The following is a 21489-nucleotide window of genomic DNA, read 5'->3' as shown; positions in this document are numbered from 1 at the left end:
CTCAGGCCCTCGGCGTCCACCCCGAGGGCAGCGGCCCGTCGACGGCGGCGCGCTCGAGGTCGGCCTGCGCCGACCAGCCCTGCGCGGCATCCGGGGTCTCGAAGCCGCCGCGGGCGACACGGAAGCCGACGTCGTCGTGGTGCATGCGCGGGGCGCCGCCGCGACGTGTCGAGGCCCGCACGCTCCACGACTCGTCGGCGAAGCCTCCGCCGCGGAAGACGCGGTAGTCGTCGTAGCGCGCCGGGTCGAGCAGATCCCAGCACCACTCCCAGACGTTGCCGAGCGTGTCGAAGAGGCCGTTGAGGTTCGGCAGCTTGCCGCCCACGTTCTGCGGCGCGGTCACGCCGTCGGCGCTCGTCCAGGCGACCTCGGCGAGCGGGCCGTAGTGCGCGCCCGTCGACCCCGCGCGGCAGGCGTGCTCCCACTCGGCCTCCGTGGGCAGCCGGTAGCCGTCGGCGTCGACATGCCAGGTGACCTCCTCGCCGTCGAGGGTGTAGACGGGGTCGAGCCCCTCCCACTCCGAGGCGGCGTTGCAGAAGCGTATGGCGCGCAGCCAGCTGACCTCGGTCGCCGGGCGCCGCGGGTGCGTTGCCGATTCGCCGAGGAGCTCGGCCAGCTGCTCCTGCGTGACGGCGAAGACCCCCATCTCGAACGGCTCGAGCTCGACGCTCCAGCGCCGCTTGCGACGCGCGTCGTGGAGGGCGACGGTGCCGGCCTCGATCCGCGCCATCTCGATGTCCATGATCGAGCCGGTGCGCGGCTCAGCGCGGGGCGTCGAGGGCGAAGCGGGCGTGGGGCACGTGGCGGTCGAGCTCCGCCCAGAGATCGTCGGGGATGACCGCGGTCGCGTGGGCCACGGTCTCGTCGAGGCGGTCGGCGGATGTCGCGCCCACGACCGTGCTGTGGATCCGCGGGTCGCGCATGCTGAACTGCAGGGCCGCAGCGCCGAGCGACACACCGGCCTCCGCGCAGATCGCGCTCATCGCCTCGATCGCCGCGGTCACCTCGGGGCGGGCCGGCCCGTAGCCGTAGCGCCCGGCGAAGCGCGGGTCTCCCGTGAGCACGCCGGCGCCGTAGGGCGCGGCGTTGTCGATGCCCATGCCGCGCTGCGAGGCGCTGTCGAGCAGCGCGTTCGCCGAGCGGTCGACGAGCGTGTAGCGGTTGTGCGTGATGAGGGTGTCGAAGGCGTCGGTCTCGACGAAGCGCTTGAGCATGTCGACCGGACCGCCCGAGATGCCCACGAAGCGGGCGAGGCCGCGTGCCTTCATCTCGAGCAGGGCCTCCATGGGGCCGCCGGGTGCAGCGGCTGTCTCGAAGCCGATGACCTCGGGGTCGTGCAGGAAGAGCACGTCGAAGCTGCTGCGGCCGAGCCGTTCGAGCGACTGCTCGAGCGAGCGCCACATCTGCTGGGCGCTGAAGTCTCCCGTCGCGATGTCGCGGTCGAGCTTCGTCTGCAGCACGACGCCCTCGGGCAGGCCGCCGCGGCGCGCGATCGCAGCCCCGATGAGGGCCTCCGACTCCGAGCCGCCGTACATGTTGGAGGTGTCGAGGTAGTTGGTGGGCAGATCGCCGTCGAAGAAGGCGTCGGCGAGGGCGCCGATCCGCTCGTCGCGTGCCTCCGGGGTCTCACCGGAGCGCAGCGGGCCCCAGCTCGAGGTGCCCAGGCACAGCGGGGTCACGGCGAGCCCCGTCGAGCCGAAGGGGCGCGTGGTCAGGAGGGCGGAGGCATCCCGCTCATCGGGTTTCGAGGTCATGGCTCAGCTGGCCCGGAAGGATCCGTCGACCGTGATCGTCGCGATCGCGGTGTCGCAGCCGTCGTCGTACGACAGGGGGACGGCCACCAGCATCGAGTCGAGGAACCACCGGGTGTCGGGGTACCGGGTATCGACCGTGTCGAAGACGAGATCCGTGGGAACGGCGACCCTGCCTTCCTCGTCTTCGGCGGAGAACTCCATCGTGTAGTCGCTCGTGGAGAAGGTCACGACGGCGCCGACGGGTTCGGAGTCGTCGTCGTGGGCGATCAGGATCGAGACCGAGACCTGCGCGGCCGGGTGCGGGTCGAGGGCCGCGGCGAGCAGCTCGGAGACCGTGGCGGAGTCGTCGACGCTCCAGGAGGCATCGGTCTCGCTGCTCGATCCCCACCCGTCGGTGTCGGCCGGCACGTCTGAGAACACGATGCTCGGCTCGCAGGTGGGCGTGGGCGTCGGGGTGGGAGTGGCCGCCGGAGCCGGAGTGGTCGTGGTCACCGGTGACGCGGCGGGAGACGGCGACGACGAGCAGGTCGTGAGGTCGGCCGCCTGCACGGGCTGCGCGCCCGTTCCGACGAGCGTGAGGCCGAGCAGGAGCGGCACGACGGCGAAGGCCGACCAGCGCGCCTTCTTGTTCGCGATCGCGAGGCCGATGATGCCCGCTGCCAGGAGCACTGCGGCGATCACCATAAAGGGGAGAAAGTCGTCGGTACCGGTTGCTGCCAGACAATCGACCATGGGCCTGTCGTTCCTGTTCGTCGTGGACGCCATCGCCGATTTCCGGGCCCGGGGGACGGCCCGCATGCGTGACGTCCACCCACCATAGTGGATGCCGTAGCGCCGCGGCGCGGAATCGCCGGGGTGGGGAGAAGGGGTCTTGTGAGGGGGCGACGGGTGCGAAAAGCTGGAGCAGGAGAGGACGAGGGATGAGCGAATCACAGCCCCGCACCCAACCCGGCACAGAACCGGGAACGCGCACCCGGATCGACACCGAGGTGTGCGTCGTCGGCGGAGGCCCGGCGGGGATCATGCTCGGCACGCTGCTCGCACGGGCGGGCATCGAGGTCGTCGTGCTCGAGAAGCACGCCGACTTCCTGCGCGACTTCCGCGGCGACACGATCCACCCGTCCACGCTGGCCCTGCTCGGTCAGCTCGGCCTCCGGGAGGAGTTCCTCGAGCTGCCGCACAACGAGGTCGCCTCCCTCGACCTCGTGGCCAGCGGCATCCGCGTGCACCCGGTCGACTTCCGCCGGCTGCCCCCTCCCGACGACTTCCTCACCTTCATGCCGCAGTGGGACTTCCTCGACTTCCTGAGCAGGAAGGCCACCGCCCACCCGACGTTCCGGCTGCTGATGTCGACCGCCGCGAGCGGCCTGCTGCGCGACGGCGAGAGCGGCCGGGTGCTCGGAGTGCAGGCCGCGGGGCCGGAGGGCGAGATCGACGTGCACGCGACGCTCACGGTCGCCGCCGACGGCCGGGCCTCGACGATCCGCGACGCGGCGGGCTACGTTCCCACCGATTTCGGCATCGGCATCGACGTGCTCTGGTTCGACCTGCCGCGGCCGCAGAAGACGCCGCCCCCGACGATCGCGTACCTCGACGCCAACGCGATGGTGCTCACGATCGACAGGCGCGACTACTACCAGGCGGGGATGGTCATCCCGAAAGGCGGGTTCGGCGAGCTGCAGGCGGCGGGGCTCGACGCCTTCCGCGAGACGCTCGCGACGACCGCGCGGTTCCTGCGCCCCGTCGTCGGCTCGATCGAGAGCTGGGATCAGGTCAAGCTGCTCACGGTTCAGGTGAGCCGCCTCGAGACCTGGCACGAGCCGGGCCTGCTGTTCATCGGCGACTCCGCCCACGCGATGTCGCCCGCGTTCGGGGTGGGCGTGAACTACGCGATCCAGGATGCCGTCGCCACCGCCAATCGCGTCGTGCCCGCTCTGCGCGCAGCGGCGCTCACCGATGCCGACCTCGCGGCCGTGCAGCGCCGCAGGCTGCCGCCGGTGCGCGTTATGCAGGCCATCCAGCTCAAGCTGCACGAGGTCATCGCCCGGCCGGGCGGGGGAGCGATCCTCTCGAACCCGCCCACACGGGCGCAGCGAGCGGCGCTGCGCCTGGGCCTGCCGATCGTGCGGAGGATCATGCCCCGGCTGCTCGGCAGGGGTGTGCGACCCGAGAGCATCTCCGCGGAGGTGCTCGCCCCGCCGGCATCCTGATCGTCGCCGGGCGAACGACCGGGCGACCGCCGGCGGGTGCGGCTCCCGTTCAGCGGGGCGCGGGCTCCTGCCGGACATCGGGCTCGGGGACCACCACGGGAACGCCGTCGTGCACCTCGTGCTTCGCGACCCGGTGGTACGACATCCGGTCGATGAAGGCGAGCGCGACGGCCGACAGGATGAACACGCAGTGGATGATGACCTGCCAGAGCACACCCTCGCTCGTGTAGGTCTGGTCGGTGAGGTTCTCGGCGCGCGGCGAGTTGAGGTCGCCGATCTCGATGAAGGTCTTGAGCAGGTGGATCGAGGAGATGCCGATGATCGCCATGGCCAGCTTGACCTTGAGCACGTTGGCGTTGACGTGCGAGAGCCACTCCGGCTGATCCGGGTGCCCGTCGATTTTGATGCGCGAGACGAAGGTCTCGTAGCCGCCGATGATCACCATGATGAGCAGGTTGGCGATCATCACGACGTCGATGAGGCCGAGCACGGCGAGCATGATGGCGGTCTCGTTGATGTGGGTGATGTCGCGCATCACCTCCTCGGCGAGATGCCAGAGCTCGACCATGAAGACGACCACGTAGATCAGCTGGGCCACGATGAGGCCCAGATAGAGGGGCGCCTGCAGCCATCGGCTGAAGAAGATGAGGTAGCCGATGCCGTTGGCCCAGGCGGAGGGCGGGCGGCGCACGGGCGGTGTGGGCTGGATCTGGGTCACGGAGGCTCCTGGCATAGCTCGTCGGGGGCACGTTCTCTATAGGATTGTATGCGTTCGTCTTGAACGCCGATCGCGAGCGGAGACCCCATGGTGGCAACGGACCACAGTGTGATGACTCTGCCCACCGGCGTCGTCTCCCTCGCCGTCGGCGCGGCCACCGACATCGGCACCGTGCGCCGCGTCAACGAAGACAGCTTCGTCGCGGCGGCACCCGTCTTCCTCGTCGCCGACGGCATGGGCGGTCATGCGCGCGGCGACCGCGCGAGCCAGGCCGTCGCCCGCGTGTTCACGGAGTCGATCGGGCGCGGGGGCCCCACGACCGTCGAGGCGGTCTTCTCCGCCATCCGCGCGGCCAACCTCGCCGTGCGCGACGACTCGGCGCAGGATGCCGCGGAGGTCGGGCTCTCGGGAACGACGCTCACCGGCGTGGCCCTCGTGCACACGGCCGACGGCGGCGCCAACTGGCTCGTCTTCAACATCGGCGACTCGCGGGTCTACGCCTGGGACGGCCGCGCGGTGCGGCAGATCACCGTCGACCACTCGGTCGTGCAAGAGATGGTCGACGCGGGCATGATCACCGCGGAAGACGCCGAACGCCACCCCGAGCGCAACGTCATCACCCGCGCGATCGGCGCGAACGACCTCGTCGAGCCCGACGTCTGGCTGATGCCGGCGATCGGGCGGCAGGTCTTCGTGATCTGCTCGGACGGCCTCACGAAAGAGCTGAGCGATCTCGAGATCGCCCAGGTGCTCGCCGACACGGCGCAGGACGGCGACGGCTCCGTCGACGCGAGCGCCGAGCGGCTCGTGCAGCAGGCGGTCGCCCACGGCGGCCGTGACAACGTGACGGCGGTCGTGCTCGACGCGCGGATGCCGCAGGACGACGAGCCCGAGGCGTCCGCGTCGCCCGCGGGGGCCGCCGATCTCGACGACACCCAGCCGCGTCGGTGACGGGGGATCCCGCGACAGCGGTGCTACCCTGGGTAGGTGCTACCCGGTCGGCTTCTCCTTCTTAACTGCCGCGACGAGTCCTGATTCCCTAGGCCTCCCTCGTCGCGGCGTCTGTCGTTGGCTGACCACCTGTTATCTCGAGGAGCAAGCACCCGCATGAACAACGCATCGTCGTCGAGCGTCGAACCGCGCACCCTGGCCCAGAAGGTCTGGGACGACCATCTGGTCAGCAAAGGTGAAGACGGCACGCCCGACCTCATCTACATCGACCTCCACCTCGTGCACGAGGTGACGAGCCCCCAGGCCTTCGACGGCCTGCGGCTGGCCGGCCGCCCCGTGCGCCGGCCCGATCTGACGATCGCGACGGAAGACCACAACACGCCGACCCTCGCGATCGACAAGCCGATCGCCGATCTCACGAGCCGCACGCAGATCCAGACCCTGCGCAACAACGCCGAGGAGTTCGGCGTACGGCTGCACTCGCTCGGCGACATCGAGCAGGGCATCGTGCACGTCGTCGGCCCGCAGCTGGGCCTGACGATGCCCGGCATCACCGTCGTCTGCGGCGACTCGCACACCTCGACGCACGGGGCATTCGGGGCGATGGCCTTCGGCATCGGCACGAGCGAGGTCGAGCACGTGCTGGCCACGCAGACCCTGCCGCTCAAGCCCTTCAAGACCATGGCCATCACCGTGAACGGCACTCTGCGCGAGGGCGTGACGGCGAAAGACATCATCCTCGCCGTCATCGCCGAGATCGGCACGGGCGGCGGGCAGGGCTACGTGCTCGAATACCGCGGCTCCGCCATCCGCGCGCTCTCGATGGAGGGCCGCATGACGATCTGCAACATGTCGATCGAGGCGGGTGCGCGAGCAGGCATGGTCGCGCCCGACCAGACGACCTACGACTACCTCAAGGGCCGCCCCCACGCGCCGGAGGGCGCCGACTGGGATGCGGCTGTCGCCTACTGGGACACGCTCGCGACCGACGAGGGCGCCGAGTACGACGCCGAGGTCGTCCTCGACGCCGACACCCTCGAGCCCTTCGTCACCTGGGGCACCAATCCCGGTCAGGGCGTCTCGCTCAACGACTCCGTGCCCGACCCGGCCGCGATCGACGACCTCAACGAGCGCTCCTCGGCCGAACGGGCCCTCGAGTACATGGCGCTCGAAGCGGGCACGCGTATGAAGGACATCCGGGTGGACGCCGTGTTCATGGGCTCGTGCACGAACAGCCGCATCGAAGACCTGCGCGCCTTCGCCTCCGTCATCAAGGGCAAGAAGAAGGCCGACCACGTTCGCGTTATGGTCGTGCCGGGCTCGGCCCGTGTGCGCATCGAGGCCGAGGCCGAGGGCATCGACAAGATCGTCGAGGAGTTCGGTGCCGAGTGGCGTTTCGCCGGCTGCTCGATGTGCCTCGGCATGAACCCCGACCAGCTCGCGCCGGGGGAGCGCTGCGCCTCGACGAGCAATCGCAACTTCGAGGGCAGGCAGGGCAAGGGCGGGCGCACGCACCTCGTGTCCCCGCTCGTCGCGGCGGCCACGGCGATCCGCGGCACGCTGTCGAGCCCGAGCGACATCGCCGAGGGCGCAGGCTCCGCGGCATCCGAACCGATCGAGCGCGAGGTGAGTGCGTAATGGACAAGGTCTCCGTCATCACAGGGGTCGCGGCCCCGCTCAAGCGCTCGAACGTCGACACCGACCAGATCATCCCCGCGGTGTTCCTCAAGCGCGTCACGAAGACGGGCTTCGACGACGCGCTGTTCTACGCCTGGCGGCAGGACCCCGACTTCGTGCTCAACCAGGACGCCTATCAGGGCGCGAAGATCCTCGTCGCAGGCCCCGACTTCGGCACCGGATCGAGCCGTGAGCACGCGGTCTGGGCTCTGCGCGACTTCGGCATCGCCGTCGTCGTGAGCGCGCGCTTCGGCGACATCTTCCGGGGCAACTCGGGCAAGCAGGGCCTGCTCGCCGCGCAGGTCTCCGAAGACGACGTGGAGCGCATCTGGGCGCTCATGGACGAGCAGCCGGGAATAGAGGCGACCGTCGATCTGGTTGCTCGTACTGTCAGCGTGGCGGGCCTCACAGTTCCTTTCGAGATCGATGATTACACTAGGTGGCGTCTGCTCGAAGGTCTGGACGACATAGGCCTGACATTGCGTAATGAGGCGCTGATCACAGAATTCGAAACCCGCCGCGAGAGCTGGCGGCCCAAGACATTGCCGGTGAAATAGTGAACACACTCCTCCAAGACGCGATCGAGGCGGGAGCCCGCGTGGGCTTGACGGGCGACACCCTGGTCATCAACGGCGGCTCTCCGCTCGAAGGCCGGTTGGAGATCCGCGGGGCGAAGAACCTCGTCACGAAGGCGATGGTCGCATCGCTTCTGGGCGAGACCCCGAGCGTTCTGCACAACGTTCCCGACATCAGCGACGTGCGCGTCGTGCGCTCGCTCCTGGAGATCCACGGCGTCAAGGTGACCGACGGCGACGAGCCGTTCACCCTGCGCCTCGACCCGAGCGGCGTCGAGTCGGCGCACATGGAGGAGATCGACGCTCACGCGGGCTCCTCGCGCATCCCGATCCTCTTCTGCGGGCCGCTCCTGCACCGCCTGGGCGCCGCGTTCATCCCCGACCTGGGTGGATGCCGCATCGGCGACCGCCCGATCGACTTCCACCTCGACGCCCTGCGCAAGTTCGGTGCCGTCGTCGAGAAGCTGCCGCAGGGCATCAAGCTCTCCGCCCCGAACGGCCTGCACGGCACGCAGGTTCACCTGCCCTACCCGAGCGTGGGAGCGACCGAGCAGGTGCTGCTCACGGCCGTTCTGGCCGACGGCGTGACCGAGCTCAAGGGCGCCGCGATCGAGCCCGAGATCATGGATCTCATCGCCGTGCTGCAGAAGATGGGCGCGATCATCTCCTACGAGCCCAACCGCGTCATCCTCATCGAGGGCGTCGACCGGCTGCAGGGTTACGAGCACCAGGCCATCTTCGACCGCAACGAGGCCGCCAGCTGGGCCTCCGCGGCTCTCGCGACCGATGGCGACATCTTCGTCGGCGGCGCGAAGCAGCAAGACATGATGACCTTCCTCAACATCTTCCGCAAGGCGGGTGGAGGCTTCGACATCAAGGAGGACGGCATCCGGTTCTACCGCGCCGGCGAGCTCCAGCCCGTCGTCGTCGAGACCGACGTGCACCCCGGCTTCATGACCGATTGGCAGCAGCCGCTCATCGTCGCGCTCACCCAGGCGACGGGCGAGTCGATCGTGCACGAGACCGTCTACGAGAATCGCTTCGGCTTCACCGACGCGCTCAACACGATGGGCGCGAACATCGTCGTGCACCCCAACGGGCTGCAGGGCTACCCGCGTCGCGTGCCGCGCCGCAACCTCGAGCAGGCCGCCGTCATCACGGGCCCGACGCCGCTGCACGGCGCCGACATCGAGGTGCCCGACCTGCGCGGCGGCTTCAGTCACCTGATCGCCGCGCTCACCGCCGAGGGGACCTCGCGGGTGAGCAACGTGGGCATCATCAGCCGCGGGTACGAGAACTTCATCACCAAGCTCGAGCTTCTGGGAGCCGACTTCGTTCTCGAAGCATAATAGCTCTGTGCCCGACAACAGCTCTGTGCCTGACAACAGCTCCGCGCCCGACGCGCCCGACGCGTCCTCCGCGAGCCCTGCGAAACCGGTGAGGGTCCGCTCCGAGCGGGCGCGACCCTCGATCTTCTGGGTTCTGGCGACGCTCGTCGTGCCGATCCTGAACCTCGGGGTCAAGTACCGCTTCCACGGCAGGAAGCTGCCCGCCCAGGGGGCGTTCGTGCTCGCGCCGAACCACTACAGCGAGATCGACCCCGTGATCGTGGGGGCGGCCGTGTGGAAGCTCGGGCGGCTCCCGAGGTTCATGGCGAAGGCGAGCCTCTTCCGCATCCCCGTCGTCGGCGCCGCACTGCGGGCGTCCGGGCAGATCCCGGTCGAACGCGCCGGCAGCTCCCGCGGAAACGAGCCGGTCAAGGTCGCCGAGCAGCTCGTCGAGCGCGGCGGGATGGTCATCGTCTATCCCGAGGGCTCCCTCACCCGCGATCCCGAGCTGTGGCCCATGCGCGGCAAGACGGGGGCCGTGCGAGTCGCTCTCGAGCGCGGCATTCCGGTGATCCCCGCCGCCCATTGGGGCACGCAGCACGTCATGGCCCGCTATTCGAAGAAGATCAGCCTCTTCCCCCGCAAGACCATCGACATCGCGATCGGTGATCCCGTCGACCTCTCGGCGTTCGAGGGCAAGCCGCTCGACTCGGCGACCCTCACGGCCGCGACTGCCGTCGTCATGGACGCGATCACGGTGCTGCTCGAAGGCCTGCGCGGCGAGGAGGCCCCCGCTGAGCGATGGAACCCGTCGGCGCACAATCAGGAGGAGACGGGGCGTTTTGAGCCGTAACGCGAAACCAGTCCGGCGCGTCGCCGTGCTCGGCGCCGGGAGCTGGGGAACGACCTTCGCCAAGATCCTCGCCGACGGCGGCTCCGAGGTGACCCTCTGGGCGCGACGCCCCGAGCTCGCCCGCGAGATCACCGAGGTCAAGCGCAACAGCGACTACCTTCCGGGCATCAACCTGCCCAAGACCCTGCGCGCCAGCTCGAGCCTCGCCGAGGTGATGGATGGCGCGGAGCAGGTGTACCTCTCGATCCCGAGCCAGTCGCTGCGCGAGAACCTGCTCGCCATCGAGCCCCATCTACGGCCGGGGGCCATCGTCGTCTCGCTCATGAAGGGTGTCGAGAAGGGCACCGGCCTGCGGATGAGCGAGGTTCTCGCCCAGGAGCTGCCGATCGCCCCGGAGCTCATCGCCGTGGCGTCCGGCCCCAACCTGGCCCTCGAGATCGCCAAGGAGCAGCCGACGGCCGCCGTCGTCTCCTCGGTGAGCCTCGAGACGGCGCAGGCCGTCGCCCTCGCGGCGACGAACCGCTACTTCCGCTCCTTCGTGAACACCGACGTCATCGGCACCGAGTTCGGCGGGGTGCTCAAGAACCTCATCGCCGTCGCGATCGGCATCGTCGACGGCGTCGGCTACGGCGAGAACACCAAGGCGTCGATCATCACGCGCGGGCTCGTCGAGATGACGGACTTCGCGGTCGCCCACGGCGCGCAGCCCGAGACCCTCTCGGGCCTGGCCGGCCTCGGCGACCTCATCGCGACCTGCCAGTCGCCACTCTCGCGCAACAACACCGCGGGCCGCCTGCTCGGGCAGGGCTACAGCTTCGGCGACGTGATCTCGAAGATGCAGCAGACGGCCGAGGGGCTCGCATCGGTCGCGCCCGTGCTCGAGCTCGCCCGCGCCCGCGGTGTGGACATGCCCATCGTCGCGCAGGTGAGTCAGGTTCTTGCCGGTACCCTCAACCCCAGGGACATTGCCCCCCACCTGACGACAGACTCGGACGAGCCCCAGGGCGAGAGGAATATCGATGACGGACAAGCTGGTAGTGGTGGTGCTCTTCGGAGGTCGCTCAAGCGAGCATTCGATCAGTTGCGCCACGGCCGGCGGGGTCCTTCAGGCGATTGACCGCGAGCGCTACGAGGTGATCCCGGTCGGGATCACCCGCGACGGCGCCTTCGTGCTCGAAGAGGACGACTCGGCGAAGTTCGCCCTGAACCCGGATGCCATGCCCGCAGTCGTCGACAACGGCACCCGCGTGCACTGGCCCGAGAGCACGCAGACCCGCGAGCTGACCGTGGCGAGCGCCGGTTCGACCCGTTCGCTCGGCCCCGTCGACGTCGTATTCCCGATTCTGCATGGACCGTTCGGCGAGGACGGCACGATCCAGGGGCTGCTCGAGCTCGTAGGCCTTCCCTACGTCGGCGCCGGAGTGCTCGCCTCGGCCCTCGGCATGGACAAGCACTTCACGAAGACCGTTCTGCAGCAGGCGGGGCTGCCGGTCGCGCCCTGGCACACCGTGAGCGCGCTGTCGTGGCAACGCGACCCCGCGACGGCGCGCGAGGCCGCCGCGCAGCTGGGCCTTCCCCTCTTCGTGAAGCCCGCACGCGCGGGCTCGAGCGTGGGCGTGAGCAAGGTCTCGAGCCTCGACGAGCTTGACGCGGCCATGGCCACGGCGCTGGCCGAGGACTCCAAGGTGCTCATCGAGGCCGGCATGGTCGGCCGCGAGCTCGAGTGCGCGGTGCTCGGCGCCCGCCCCGGCGAGGCCCCGAGGGTGTCCGTCGCCGGCGAGATCGTGATCGAGGGCGACGGCTTCTATGACTTCGCCGGCAAATACCTCGACGGGCCCGGGATCGAGCTCGTCTGCCCGGCGCCGCTCGATGCCGCTCAGCTCGCCGAGATGCAGGCGCTCGCGCTGCGCGCCTTCGAGGCGATCGACGGGGCGGGGCTCGCCCGCGTGGACTTCTTCCTGACCGCCGACGGCTGGGTCATCAACGAGATCAACACGATGCCGGGCTTCACGCCCATCTCGATGTTCCCCAAGTGCTGGCTCGCCTCGGGGCTCAGCTACCCGGCGCTCATCGACGAGCTCATCGGTCTCGCGCTCTGAGCCGCGGGGGCTACTGCGCCGGGGTCGGCTCGGGGGTGTCGGCGGGCGGCGGGGCGTCGTCTGCCGCGTTCGGGTCCTCCGGGGCGTCCGTGGGCGTGTAGACGTCTTGCGCGCCCACGCAGGCGCGCTCTGCAGGGATCGAGGTCACGGCGCTCTGCAGGTCGATGAGGGCCGTGGTGCCCGAGACGACGGTGCTGTCGACGACGACCTCGACCGCCGGGTCGCGGCCGTAGGTCGTGTACCGGTAGCTGGGGGCGTCGGTGTCGTCGGCGAGCCAGTCGACGCCGTTGACGCTCAGGCACTCCGTGGTGGTCGGGCCGGGTACCGCGACGCCGCAGTGCAGCAGCACGGCCGCCGGGTCGCCCCAGGCGCCCGTCGCCTGGGCGTTGGTCTCACGGGAGGGCTGGCCCGCGACGGTCTCCGGCAGCGCCACCGTCACCGAGGCGCAGGCCGGCTCGTTGGCCGCGGGCGCCGCGGTGAGCGCGACGGTCGGCGCGCAGGCGGTCAGGACGCCGGCGAGGCCTGCGACGGCGAGCAGCGACACGAGCGCGCGGCGGAGGCGGCGGGCTGACACGGGGGAGGGGGCCGGGGAACTCATCCCATTCAGGCTAGCGTTCTTGCATGACTGTGACTGACCGTCCGCCGGATGAGACGCTCGCCTCCCTCGGTGAGCTCGGCGTGCTCGCCCGTATCTTCCCGCGGCTTCCCTCCTCCCGGGAGCAGCTCCTCGGACCGGGCGACGACGCCGCCGTGCTGCGCGCGCCCGACGGCCGGTATGTCGTGACGACCGACATGATGGTGCACGGCCCGGACTTCCGGCTCGCCTGGTCGACGCCCTACGAGCTCGGCTGGAAGGCGGCCGCCACGAACCTCGCGGATGTCGCGGCGATGGGCGCGACGCCCACCGCTCTCGTGGTGGCCATCGCCGCCCCCCTCACGACCACGGTCGAGGCCCTCGAGCAGGTCGCCGACGGACTGCGCGAGGCCTGCGAGGCGCTCGCCCCCGGCTGCGGCGTCGTGGGCGGCGACCTCTCGGTCTCGGAGACCCTCACCTTCGCGGTCACGGCGTTCGGCGACCTGGGCGGCCGCGATCCGGTGACCCGTTCGGGAGCGCGGCCCGGCGACGTCGTGGCGGTCGCCGGCGAGCTCGGCTCGGCGGCGCTGGGGCTGAGCCTGCTCTTCACCCGGGCGGTGGACGGCTCGGGAATCCCGAACGCCGATCTCGCCGCGGGGTTGAGGGCGAGTCATCCGGAGCTCCTCATCGCGCAGCTCGCCCCGGTGCCGCCCATCCCGGCGGGCGTGGACGCGGCTCTCGGCGGCGCGACCGCGATGCTCGACGTCTCCGACGGCCTCAGCCTCGACGCCGCCCGCATCGCTCGCGCGAGCGGCGTCTCGATCGCCCTCGACGGCGCCGCGCTCGGGCCCCGGATCGAGCCCGCGCTGACCGGGGGCGAGGATCACGCACTGCTCGCGACCTTCCCCGCGAAATCGCCTCTGCCGACGGCGTTCCGGCCCATCGGGCGGGTCGTGGCGGGCGCGGGGATCACCGTCGACGGCGAGCCCTTCGAGCCGCGGGGCTGGGACCCCTACACCGACTGGAACGGCGGCGCCGGGTAGGTGGGTGTTGTGCCCACAAAAAAACTCAACATCGGCTTGCCTGAAAAACCACCGCGACAGGCGAAGCGCTGGACCCAGGCACCAAAAAATCCGAGGCGTTCGTCTTGTCGGATCTTTCTGGCGTTCGCGTGAACTCTCCGGATCCATGCCGGAGGAGGGATCTCATACGCGCTGTCCCATCGAAAAAAATGCTTGTCGTCCATTAATAACTGGGGCTATCTTTTAGTTGTCCAGAAATAAACAATCTAAAAACACATGTGTACACGTGTGTTTTGATGGTTAGAGCCATTTTATAGCGATATGTATTTGAGGGGAAACATGCTAGTGAAAAAGACAATCCATGCAGTGCTAACGGCGGGAGTGGTTGTTGGGGTCGTCTTGGCGGGGGCCACGGCGGCGAACGCGACCACTGAGTATCCCGAAGGCGGAACGTGGAACTATGGAGTTCACTTTGTCGGGGATCACGACGAAGTTTATTCTCACTACTACCACGGCTCGCGCACGCACAAGGCGACGGCTTGTGCCACATCGGGGTGCACTGCTACTGCTTGGAAGACATCAGGTTCGTGGGCGGAAGCTGACCGTAACGCCGGTCTCTGGGGCAACACCGCCTACTACGACGTGCAATAACAGGTCGTAGTGGGAGAAATGATCTGCTGGGGCCGCGTCGGGCCGATCCTGGTACGCGGCGAGAAATTGTCCGCGGGGCCTCAGCACGATCATGTTGTCGGCGAATTCTTTGGCATGGCTTTGTTTCGCTGCGCGAAACAGACGAAGATCTGACTCAGGGGGATGGGTGAACGTATTTCGGGGAAGTCAAAAGGTCGCGATCACGCTGACGGGGATGCTTGCCGCAGTGGCCCTGTGCGGGTGCGCGCAAACGGGGAACGATGACGCGGACACGGGCTTCGAAGGGCCGTGGGCGGCCGAATTCCAAGCGAATTTCCAGGCAGCGAAATCGGATTTTGTGCGCGACGTGCTCCGAGATGGCACGATCACCGACCAAGAGTTCTCGGAGATGTCTGAGCAATTCACCTCCTGTCTTGCGGGCTCTGGAATCACATTCGCAGGTTTTAATGACGACGGCTCCTACGACACCTCCTTTGCCCCGGGTGCAGTCACTCCAGATCAGGCACATGATCGGATGAACTCGTGTTCGGCCGAGACGGGAGAGGACTTGATCGGCTCTTTGTATTCATGGCTTCAGCGCAACCCCGAACGGCTCGACGAGCCCACCATCATGGCCAGCTGTCTGGTGCAGGCGGGGGTCGTGGACGCCGGCTACACGGCTAAGGACTACGCGAAGGACGTACCGACCGAGGCGTTCCCCTTCATAGACGTGAAGAAGGGAGCCGACGCGCTTGTGACGTGTGAGGCCGACCCGCTTGGACTGCTCAGCACTCACTGAGTTGCTCGAAGCGAGACGCGTCACGGCGATGAGGAATGAGCAATGAGTAAACGCAGGTCGTTAGCCACGATCGGTCTCGCGGTCATCGGCGTGGTCACCGTTGCGGCGTGTGGCGCGGCGATCGTCGCCGTCGCCGTCGCTCCCACCATGCCCGGCACTCTACAACCCAGCCGCTCAGCGGAAAGCGTCGAGGTCACTGAACAGGAGTTCGTTGATGAGCGCACCGTCGACGTCGAGCTCGTGCGCGACCCGGGAATCTCCCTCTCTGTTCCGTTGACGGGGAGGATCACACGGTTCGGCTGCAGACCTGGGGCGAGCATCGCATCCGGAGGATCGTTCGTCTCTGTCGACGGACGACCACTTCTCACGCTCGCGACATCGATGCCGCTGTGGCGTGACCTCTCGATCGGAGACGAAGGCGATGATGTCAAGGCGCTTCAGACGGAACTTGCACGACTCGGTTACGCCGTCACTGCAGATGGGGATTTCGGATCAGCCTCCCTCGCGGCTGTGAAAGCGTTGTTCACGTCCATCGGCGACGCGGCATTCGATGAACCCGGACTGCCTGTCTCCAGGGTCATGTGGGCACCAACTACGACTACCGTCATCTCGACCTGCATCGGATCGCTCGGCTCCTCTGTGAGCAGCGGTGACGCACTCGGCACAGTTCAGGGCATCGTGTCGAGTGCGGGCATCACGAATCTCCCCTCGGACCTTCTGTCAGGCGCGAGAGTACTGGAGGTCGATGGCCAGGTCACGAGTGTGAACGACGATGGGACAGTGACGGATCCGGGTGCGCTCGATCTCCTCTCCGGCATGCGCGGTACCACAGGAGCGGCCCGGGACGACGGAGACGGTGGCGCCGAGCAAGAACCGAACCAGCTCGCCGCCACGTTCGTTTTGCAGACACCGGTCTTAGTGGCGGCGCTTCCGCCGAGCTCGATCTACGGTGTGGAGGGGTCCGAGGGCTGCGTACGCGGGGATGCAGTCGGAGTTCCCGTACGCATCGTCGGCTCCCAACTGGGGCAATCGTTCGTTCTCTTCGAAGGTCATGTTCCGAAGCGGGTCGATGTCGTTCCCACGGGAGTACCGGCGTGTCGGTAGTGCTCTCGGGTGTTGGGCATCGATTCGACGCTCAGCCATGGTTGTTTCGTGGACTTTCCGTCAGTCTCGAAACCGGGCATGTCTACGCGCTGACAGGCCCGTCGGGTTCCGGGAAGAGTACCTTGCTCAGCATTCTTGCCGGTTGGACGGCCGCCGCGGAGGGAGCAGTGCACGGCAGCGAGACCATGAGGGTCGGTTGGGTCTTCCAGAATCCGCACGGAGTGCCTGGTCGAACCGCATCCGATCATGTCGCGCTGCCGTTTCTGGCCCAAGGGCTATCGCGCGAGGCGGCGGATGACAAGGCCGCAGAACTGTTGGAACGATTCGGGCTCTCACCTGTGGCGTTTCGCGCATTCCGTGAGCTTTCAGGCGGGGAGGCGCAGCGCCTTATGCTGGCGCGCGGGATGGCAGCGAAACCAGACGTGCTTCTTGTCGATGAGCCGACCGCTCAGCTTGATCGTGCAACTGCGAGCACGATCGATGCCGCCATCGCGGCGATGGCGAGTGCTGACGTCATCGTGGTCGTCGCCACTCATGATGCTCGCACCCGTGCGGCGTGCACGGATGAGATCGCCCTCGACGATTACCGTTCGGATGTGGCGATCGGATGAGCGGCCGGATGAAGGTGACCTCTCTGCTCCGTGAAACTTGTCGAAACATCCTCTCAGGCACCACTCGGACAGCGCTGTTCGCCGGTGTTTTTGGACTGATTGCACTGGCCTTGCTCGTTGCCGATGTGACCTCAGTCCGACAGATTGTCGCGAGCGCAGACCGCTTCCAGAGTTCGGGTGCGTCGGTCATGACGATCGTTGCGGAGGGGCGCATCGATGGAACAGTGTGCGAGAGCTTCAACCACACGGCTGGTGTTCGCTCTGCCGGAGCGATTCGTGACCCGGGCGCTCAACTCCGTGTGGCCGCACTGCCGGGCAACCCCCTACCGTTGAGAGAAGTCTCTCCGAGCTTTCCCGCGATCCTGACTCACAAAAAGGTTCCAAGCGGAGGACTTTTTCTTGAGGTCGATGCTGCGAAGACGCTGGGACTGCGTATTGGCTCGACACTTGTCTCGACCTCCGGAGCAGCGCCCATCGCGGGGATCTACGCCTACCCGGCGGACGGGAGGAGACAGGGCCTGGGGTACGCAGCCTTGGAGGTGGCGACAGATCACAGAGCGTTCGACGAGTGCTGGATCGATGGTTGGCCACAGCTGTCGAATGCGGCCACGCTGCTGCTGACAGCGGTGATTCCGAGTAACGACGCGAGCGAGAAGGGCAAGCCGCTGCTCGGGCAACTCAATCCGACTCTCGGAACCACGTTCGACGGCGCCCAACGCTTCAGCGACAGAGTCTCACGCCTCGCGGCACCGGTTGGAGCTCTCGCAGGCTTGGCTCTGGGGTATGTCTCGGTTCGACTGCGGCGAATCGAACTCGCTTCTGCCCTTCATAGTGGTGTCGGCCGAATCGACATGTGCATCATGATCACGCTGGAGGCAGCGAGTTGGATTGTGCCGGTCGTTGTGGTCGGGTTCGCCGTCTCGGCATCGCTCGCTGTCGACAGCGCGCCGGAGGATTGGGGGCGTGTGCTTCTCATCGGTGTCCGTATTCCGGTGCTGGCTGCCGCCGCAAGTTTCACAGGTGCCGGACTGGCGCTCGCGATGACGCGCGAGCGTCACCTCTTCCGGTACTTCAAAGATCGATAGCGGTCGCCACACTCACGGCGATACTCGAGCTTCGGTGCTCAGACACCGTCATCTCCGGAGCCGGCGATCGGGCCGAGCCACCACAGGGTGGTCTCGCCGTAGTCCTTGCGGCGGTCGAGCTCGAGCCCCGCGGGCAGCCCGGGCCGGGGGGAGCGCGAGCTCCGCTCGACGACGACGATCGCGTGCGGCGCGAGCCGCGGCACGAGCGCCTCGAGGTTGTGCAGCAGCTCCGCCTCGCCGAGCTCGTAGGGCGGGTCGATGAACACGAGGTCGAACTCGGCCCCGCTCGCGCCCAGGAAGGCTTGCACGGGCGAGCTCGTGACCTCGACGGCGAGCTCGGAGCCCGGGGGGCGCGCCGAGAGGATCGCCGCCGTGTTGCGGCGGCACACCTCGGCCGCCGCGCGGCTCTTCTCGACGAGTGTCACGGTCGCGGCGCCGCGGCTCGCGGCCTCGAGCCCGAGCGCCCCCGAGCCGGCGTAGAGGTCGAGCACATGGGCGCCGCGCACGGCGTCGCGGGCGTCGACCGCCGAGAAGACGGCCTCGCGCACGCGGTCGCTCGTGGGTCGCGTGCCGACCCGCGGCACGGTGAGCGTCAGGGAGCCGGCGAACCCGGCAATGATCCTCGTCATCGCCATCGAGCCTAAGGGATGACATTAGGCGCAGGCCGCCGGGGTCGGAGGCCGCCCGTAGACTCGTACGCATGCCTGGGTCGCCGCTCGATACGAAGCTGCAGGGTGTGCTCGGCGGCCGCACGGCATCGGCCTTCGAACGCGCCCTGGGCGTCGTGACCGTCGGCGAGCTGCTCAGCCACTACCCCCGTCGGTACGCGAAGCGCGGTGAGCTCACCGCGCTCACGCAGCTGCCGGTCGACGAGAACGTCACGATCGTCGCCGAGGTGCTCGAGGTGCGCGAACGGCCCATGCGGGCGAAACGCGGCTCGATCCTCGAGGTCAGGATCTCCGACGGCAAGGGCGTGCTGACCCTCACCTTCTTCAACCAGGCCTGGCGGGCCAAAGACCTGCGGCCGGGTGTGCGGGGCATCTTCGCGGGCAAGGTCTCCGACTACCGCGGCTCGCTTCAGCTCGCGCACCCCGACTACGAGCTCTTCGACGCGGCGGATGCCGGGGCCGCGACCGACCCGCAGGCCGCGAAGCGCTGGGCCGAGACCCCCATCCCGATCTATCCGGCGACCGCGACGGTCGCGAGCTGGCAGCTGCAGAAGGCCATGGAGCTCGTGCTCGACGGGCTCGGCCTCACCGCGGAGTCGGTGGCGGCGGGGGCCGGGAAGGCGGGCGGGCTCGACGAGATCGTGCCCGATCCGATTCCCCGCGACATCCGGGCGCAGAAGAGACTGCTCGACTACGGCACGGCCCTCGAGTGGGTGCACAGGCCCTCCGACGACCGCGAGTGGCGCAGCGCCCGCGACACCCTGAGGTTCCACGAGGCCTTCCTGCTGCAGGCCGCCCTCCTGCAGCAGCGGGCGCGGGCCCGCACCCAGGCGGGCACCCCTCGCGTTCCCGTGCCCGGCGGGTACCTCGAGCGCTTCGACGCCGCCCTGCCCTTCGAGCTGACCGACGACCAGAAGCGCGTCGGCGCCGAGATCGCGCTCGACCTCGCCGCGAGCGAGCCGATGAACCGGCTGGTTCAGGGCGAGGTCGGCTCGGGCAAGACCCTCGTCGCCCTGCGCGCGATGCTCGCGACGGCCGACTCCGGCGGCCAGTCGGCCCTGCTCGCGCCCACCGAGGTGCTCGCGGCCCAGCACCTGCGCTCGATCGCGGCGGCCCTCGGCCCCGATCTGTCGGCCGAACTCATGCCCACCCTCCTCACGGGGCAGCTGCCCGCCGCCGACCGCAAGAAGGCGCTCCTGCGCACCGTCTCGGGGCAGGCGCGCATCGTCATCGGCACCCACGCCCTCCTCGGCGAGACCGTGACCTTCTTCGACCTCGGCCTCGTCGTCGTCGACGAGCAGCACCGCTTCGGCGTCGACCAGCGGGAGGCCCTGCGGTTGAAGGGGGCGACTCCTCCGCACGTGCTCGTGCTCACGGCCACCCCCATCCCGCGCACGGTCGCCATGACGGTCTTCGGCGACCTCGACGTGAGCACGATCGAGCAGCTTCCGGCCGGCCGCCAGGGCATCGAGTCGTTCGTCGTGCCGCTCGTCGACCACCCGGGCTGGAGCACCCGCGTCTGGGAGCGCACCGCCGAGGAGCTCGCCCTCGGCCGCCAGGCCTTCGTCGTCTGCCCGGCGATCGACGCGGGGGTGCCCGAGCTCGACGGAGAGGAGGAGCCGGGTGAGGGGGATGACGCGAAGCCCGTCGCCGCGGCATCCGTCGTCGCCGTGCTCGCCGAGCTGCGAGCCCACCCGCTGCTGCAGACCGCGACGATCGAGCCCCTGCACGGCCGCATGACGAGCGAGCAGAAAGACGCGACGATGCGCGCCTTCGCGGCGGGCGAGATCGACGTGCTCGTCGCGACGACCGTCATCGAGGTGGGCGTCGACGTTCCGAACGCCTCGACGATGGTCGTGATGGATGCCGACCGCTTCGGCGTCTCGCAGCTGCACCAGCTTCGCGGCAGGGTCGGCCGTGGCGGGGTTCCGGGCCTGTGCCTGCTCGTGACCCGCGCGGAGGCCGGCTCTCTCGCCCGGCAGCGCGTCGACGCCGTCGCCGCGACCGTCAACGGCTTCGACCTCGCCCAGATCGACCTCGAGCTGCGGCAGGAGGGCGACGTGCTGGGCAGCCGCCAGTCGGGTGGTCGCTCCTCCCTGCGCTTCCTGCGGGTGGCCCACGACGGCGAGCTCATCACCGAGGCCCGTGCCCTGGCCGATCGCGTGGTGAGCGCCGATCCGGAGCTCGGCGACGCTCCCGCGCTGCGCGACGCGCTCGCTCGCCGCCTCGACGAGAGCGAGCGCGATTTCCTGGCAAAAACCTGATAGTTGAGCGCCAAGCCCGTGCGCGTGAGACATTTTGGTAACGAATTGATAACCCTCGGCGGGTAGTCTGGAGACCCTATGAACAGGATCGCCGTTGTCCCTGGATCGTTCGACCCCGTCACTCTCGGGCATCTCGACGTCATCGAGCGTGCCGCGGGTCTCTTCGACGAGCTCCACGTGCTCGTCGTGCACAACCCCGACAAGTCGGCGCTGCTCCCGATAGCCCAGCGGGTCTCGCTCATCGAGCAGTCGATCGCCCAGGCGGGCTTCGGCGGCAACATCGTGGTCGCGTCGTGGAGCGTCGGCCTTCTCGTGGACTACTGCACGGATGTCGGCGCGAGCGTTCTCGTGAAGGGCATCCGCTCGCAGGTCGACGTGGCCTACGAGACCCCCATGGCGATCGTCAACCGCAACCTCGCCGGTGTGGAGACGATCTTCCTCCTCCCCGATCCGGCCAACGCGCACGTCTCCAGCTCCCTCGTGCGCCAGGTCGCCCACCTCGGCGGCGATGTGCGCCCCTACGTTCCCGCCGTGGTGGCCGATTTCCTGCAGGAATCATGAACAGCT

Annotated in this window: 22 protein-coding genes; 16 read left to right on the top strand and 6 right to left on the bottom strand. The window is 68.6% G+C overall.

What is annotated here, in order from left to right:
• Position 1 precedes the first annotated feature (1 nt).
• Genes CLV54_RS06705 through CLV54_RS06695 form a run of 3 tightly spaced genes read right to left on the bottom strand, consistent with a single transcriptional unit; the run spans position 2 to position 2438 of the window.
• Positions 2-742 carry a formylglycine-generating enzyme family protein gene (locus CLV54_RS06705; RefSeq protein ID WP_100344150.1) on the bottom strand — a complete coding sequence of 247 codons (741 nt, stop codon included), beginning with the start codon at positions 740-742 and terminating at the stop codon, positions 2-4.
• Between the two features lie 19 nt (positions 743-761).
• Positions 762-1754: an aldo/keto reductase gene (locus tag CLV54_RS06700; RefSeq protein ID WP_100344149.1), complete on the bottom strand. Its 993-nt coding sequence runs from the start codon at positions 1752-1754 to the stop codon at positions 762-764.
• Between the two features lie 3 nt (positions 1755-1757).
• Positions 1758-2438, bottom strand: coding sequence for a hypothetical protein (locus CLV54_RS06695; protein ID WP_100344148.1), 681 nt, complete (start codon positions 2436-2438; stop codon positions 1758-1760).
• A gap of 236 nt (positions 2439-2674) precedes the next feature.
• Between CLV54_RS06695 and CLV54_RS06690 the strand changes: the two genes are divergently transcribed.
• Complete coding sequence (locus tag CLV54_RS06690) at positions 2675-3964, top strand: FAD-dependent oxidoreductase (protein WP_100344147.1); 1290 nt, start codon at positions 2675-2677, stop codon at positions 3962-3964.
• Positions 3965-4013: 49 nt separating this feature from the next.
• Here the strand turns inward: CLV54_RS06690 and CLV54_RS06685 are convergent, their stop codons facing one another.
• Entirely contained in the window at positions 4014-4682 is a 669-nt protein-coding gene (locus CLV54_RS06685; RefSeq protein ID WP_245861444.1) for a TIGR00645 family protein, read from the bottom strand.
• A 111-nt stretch (positions 4683-4793) separates the two neighbouring features.
• Here CLV54_RS06685 and CLV54_RS06680 point away from each other — a divergent pair, with 111 nt between their 5' ends.
• The 7 genes from CLV54_RS06680 (at position 4794) to CLV54_RS06650 (ending at position 12165) form a co-directional block, all read left to right on the top strand.
• Positions 4794-5633, top strand: a complete 840-nt coding sequence (locus tag CLV54_RS06680) for a PP2C family protein-serine/threonine phosphatase (RefSeq protein WP_100344145.1) — start codon at positions 4794-4796, stop codon at positions 5631-5633.
• Positions 5634-5789: 156 nt separating this feature from the next.
• The gene (gene leuC, locus CLV54_RS06675; RefSeq protein WP_100344144.1) at positions 5790-7271 is read left to right on the top strand and encodes a 3-isopropylmalate dehydratase large subunit; all 1482 of its coding nucleotides are present in this window, start codon (positions 5790-5792) and stop codon (positions 7269-7271) included.
• The gene (gene leuD, locus CLV54_RS06670) at positions 7271-7867 is read left to right on the top strand and encodes a 3-isopropylmalate dehydratase small subunit (RefSeq protein WP_100344143.1); all 597 of its coding nucleotides are present in this window, start codon (positions 7271-7273) and stop codon (positions 7865-7867) included. The genes leuC and leuD overlap by 1 nt, the downstream gene beginning before the upstream one ends.
• Entirely contained in the window at positions 7867-9234 is a 1368-nt protein-coding gene (gene murA, locus CLV54_RS06665) for a UDP-N-acetylglucosamine 1-carboxyvinyltransferase (protein WP_100344142.1), read from the top strand. The genes leuD and murA overlap by 1 nt, the downstream gene beginning before the upstream one ends.
• Positions 9235-9322: 88 nt before the next feature.
• The gene (locus tag CLV54_RS06660; protein ID WP_425430269.1) at positions 9323-10066 is read left to right on the top strand and encodes a lysophospholipid acyltransferase family protein; all 744 of its coding nucleotides are present in this window, start codon (positions 9323-9325) and stop codon (positions 10064-10066) included.
• Positions 10056-11183, top strand: a complete 1128-nt coding sequence (locus CLV54_RS06655) for an NAD(P)H-dependent glycerol-3-phosphate dehydrogenase (RefSeq protein ID WP_245861441.1) — start codon at positions 10056-10058, stop codon at positions 11181-11183. The genes CLV54_RS06660 and CLV54_RS06655 overlap by 11 nt, the downstream gene beginning before the upstream one ends.
• The gene (locus tag CLV54_RS06650) at positions 11086-12165 is read left to right on the top strand and encodes a D-alanine--D-alanine ligase family protein (protein WP_100344141.1); all 1080 of its coding nucleotides are present in this window, start codon (positions 11086-11088) and stop codon (positions 12163-12165) included. Before CLV54_RS06655 ends, CLV54_RS06650 begins: the two co-directional genes overlap by 98 nt.
• A 10-nt stretch (positions 12166-12175) precedes the next feature.
• Here CLV54_RS06650 and CLV54_RS06645 read toward each other — a convergent pair whose 3' ends face one another.
• A complete protein-coding gene (locus CLV54_RS06645) occupies positions 12176-12763 on the bottom strand; it encodes a DUF3515 family protein (RefSeq protein ID WP_100344140.1) in 588 nt (195 codons plus the stop codon).
• Positions 12764-12786: 23 nt separating this feature from the next.
• Between CLV54_RS06645 and thiL the strand changes: the two genes are divergently transcribed.
• The 6 genes from thiL (at position 12787) to CLV54_RS17435 (ending at position 17990) form a co-directional block, all read left to right on the top strand.
• Positions 12787-13782 carry a thiamine-phosphate kinase gene (thiL, locus tag CLV54_RS06640; RefSeq protein ID WP_100344139.1) on the top strand — a complete coding sequence of 332 codons (996 nt, stop codon included), beginning with the start codon at positions 12787-12789 and terminating at the stop codon, positions 13780-13782.
• A 300-nt stretch (positions 13783-14082) separates the two neighbouring features.
• On the top strand, positions 14083-14412 hold the full coding sequence (locus tag CLV54_RS18205; protein ID WP_100344138.1) for a lactococcin 972 family bacteriocin: 330 nt from the start codon (positions 14083-14085) through the stop codon (positions 14410-14412).
• A gap of 166 nt (positions 14413-14578) precedes the next feature.
• Entirely contained in the window at positions 14579-15190 is a 612-nt protein-coding gene (locus CLV54_RS06630; protein WP_100344137.1) for a hypothetical protein, read from the top strand.
• 42 nt (positions 15191-15232) lie between these two features.
• Entirely contained in the window at positions 15233-16294 is a 1062-nt protein-coding gene (locus tag CLV54_RS06625) for a peptidoglycan-binding domain-containing protein (protein WP_100344136.1), read from the top strand.
• Complete coding sequence (locus CLV54_RS06620; protein ID WP_100344135.1) at positions 16285-16905, top strand: ATP-binding cassette domain-containing protein; 621 nt, start codon at positions 16285-16287, stop codon at positions 16903-16905. Before CLV54_RS06625 ends, CLV54_RS06620 begins: the two co-directional genes overlap by 10 nt.
• An 8-nt stretch (positions 16906-16913) precedes the next feature.
• Positions 16914-17990, top strand: coding sequence for a hypothetical protein (locus CLV54_RS17435; protein ID WP_157802842.1), 1077 nt, complete (start codon positions 16914-16916; stop codon positions 17988-17990).
• Positions 17991-18028: 38 nt separating this feature from the next.
• On the opposite strand, the gene rsmD is transcribed toward CLV54_RS17435, so the two are convergent.
• Positions 18029-18619 carry a 16S rRNA (guanine(966)-N(2))-methyltransferase RsmD gene (rsmD, locus tag CLV54_RS06610; protein WP_100344133.1) on the bottom strand — a complete coding sequence of 197 codons (591 nt, stop codon included), beginning with the start codon at positions 18617-18619 and terminating at the stop codon, positions 18029-18031.
• A gap of 71 nt (positions 18620-18690) precedes the next feature.
• Here rsmD and CLV54_RS06605 point away from each other — a divergent pair, with 71 nt between their 5' ends.
• Entirely contained in the window at positions 18691-20922 is a 2232-nt protein-coding gene (locus tag CLV54_RS06605; RefSeq protein WP_100344132.1) for an ATP-dependent DNA helicase RecG, read from the top strand.
• Positions 20923-21000: 78 nt separating this feature from the next.
• Positions 21001-21483, top strand: a complete 483-nt coding sequence (gene coaD / locus CLV54_RS06600; protein ID WP_100344131.1) for a pantetheine-phosphate adenylyltransferase — start codon at positions 21001-21003, stop codon at positions 21481-21483.
• The last annotated feature ends 6 nt before the right edge of the window (positions 21484-21489 follow it).

The sequence above is a fragment of the Compostimonas suwonensis genome, assembly GCF_002797855.1.
GTDB classification, from domain to species: Bacteria; Actinomycetota; Actinomycetes; order Actinomycetales; family Microbacteriaceae; genus Compostimonas; species Compostimonas suwonensis.
Note: the sequence above shows the minus strand (reverse complement) of the source record. Positions and strands in the feature narration are given on the sequence as shown.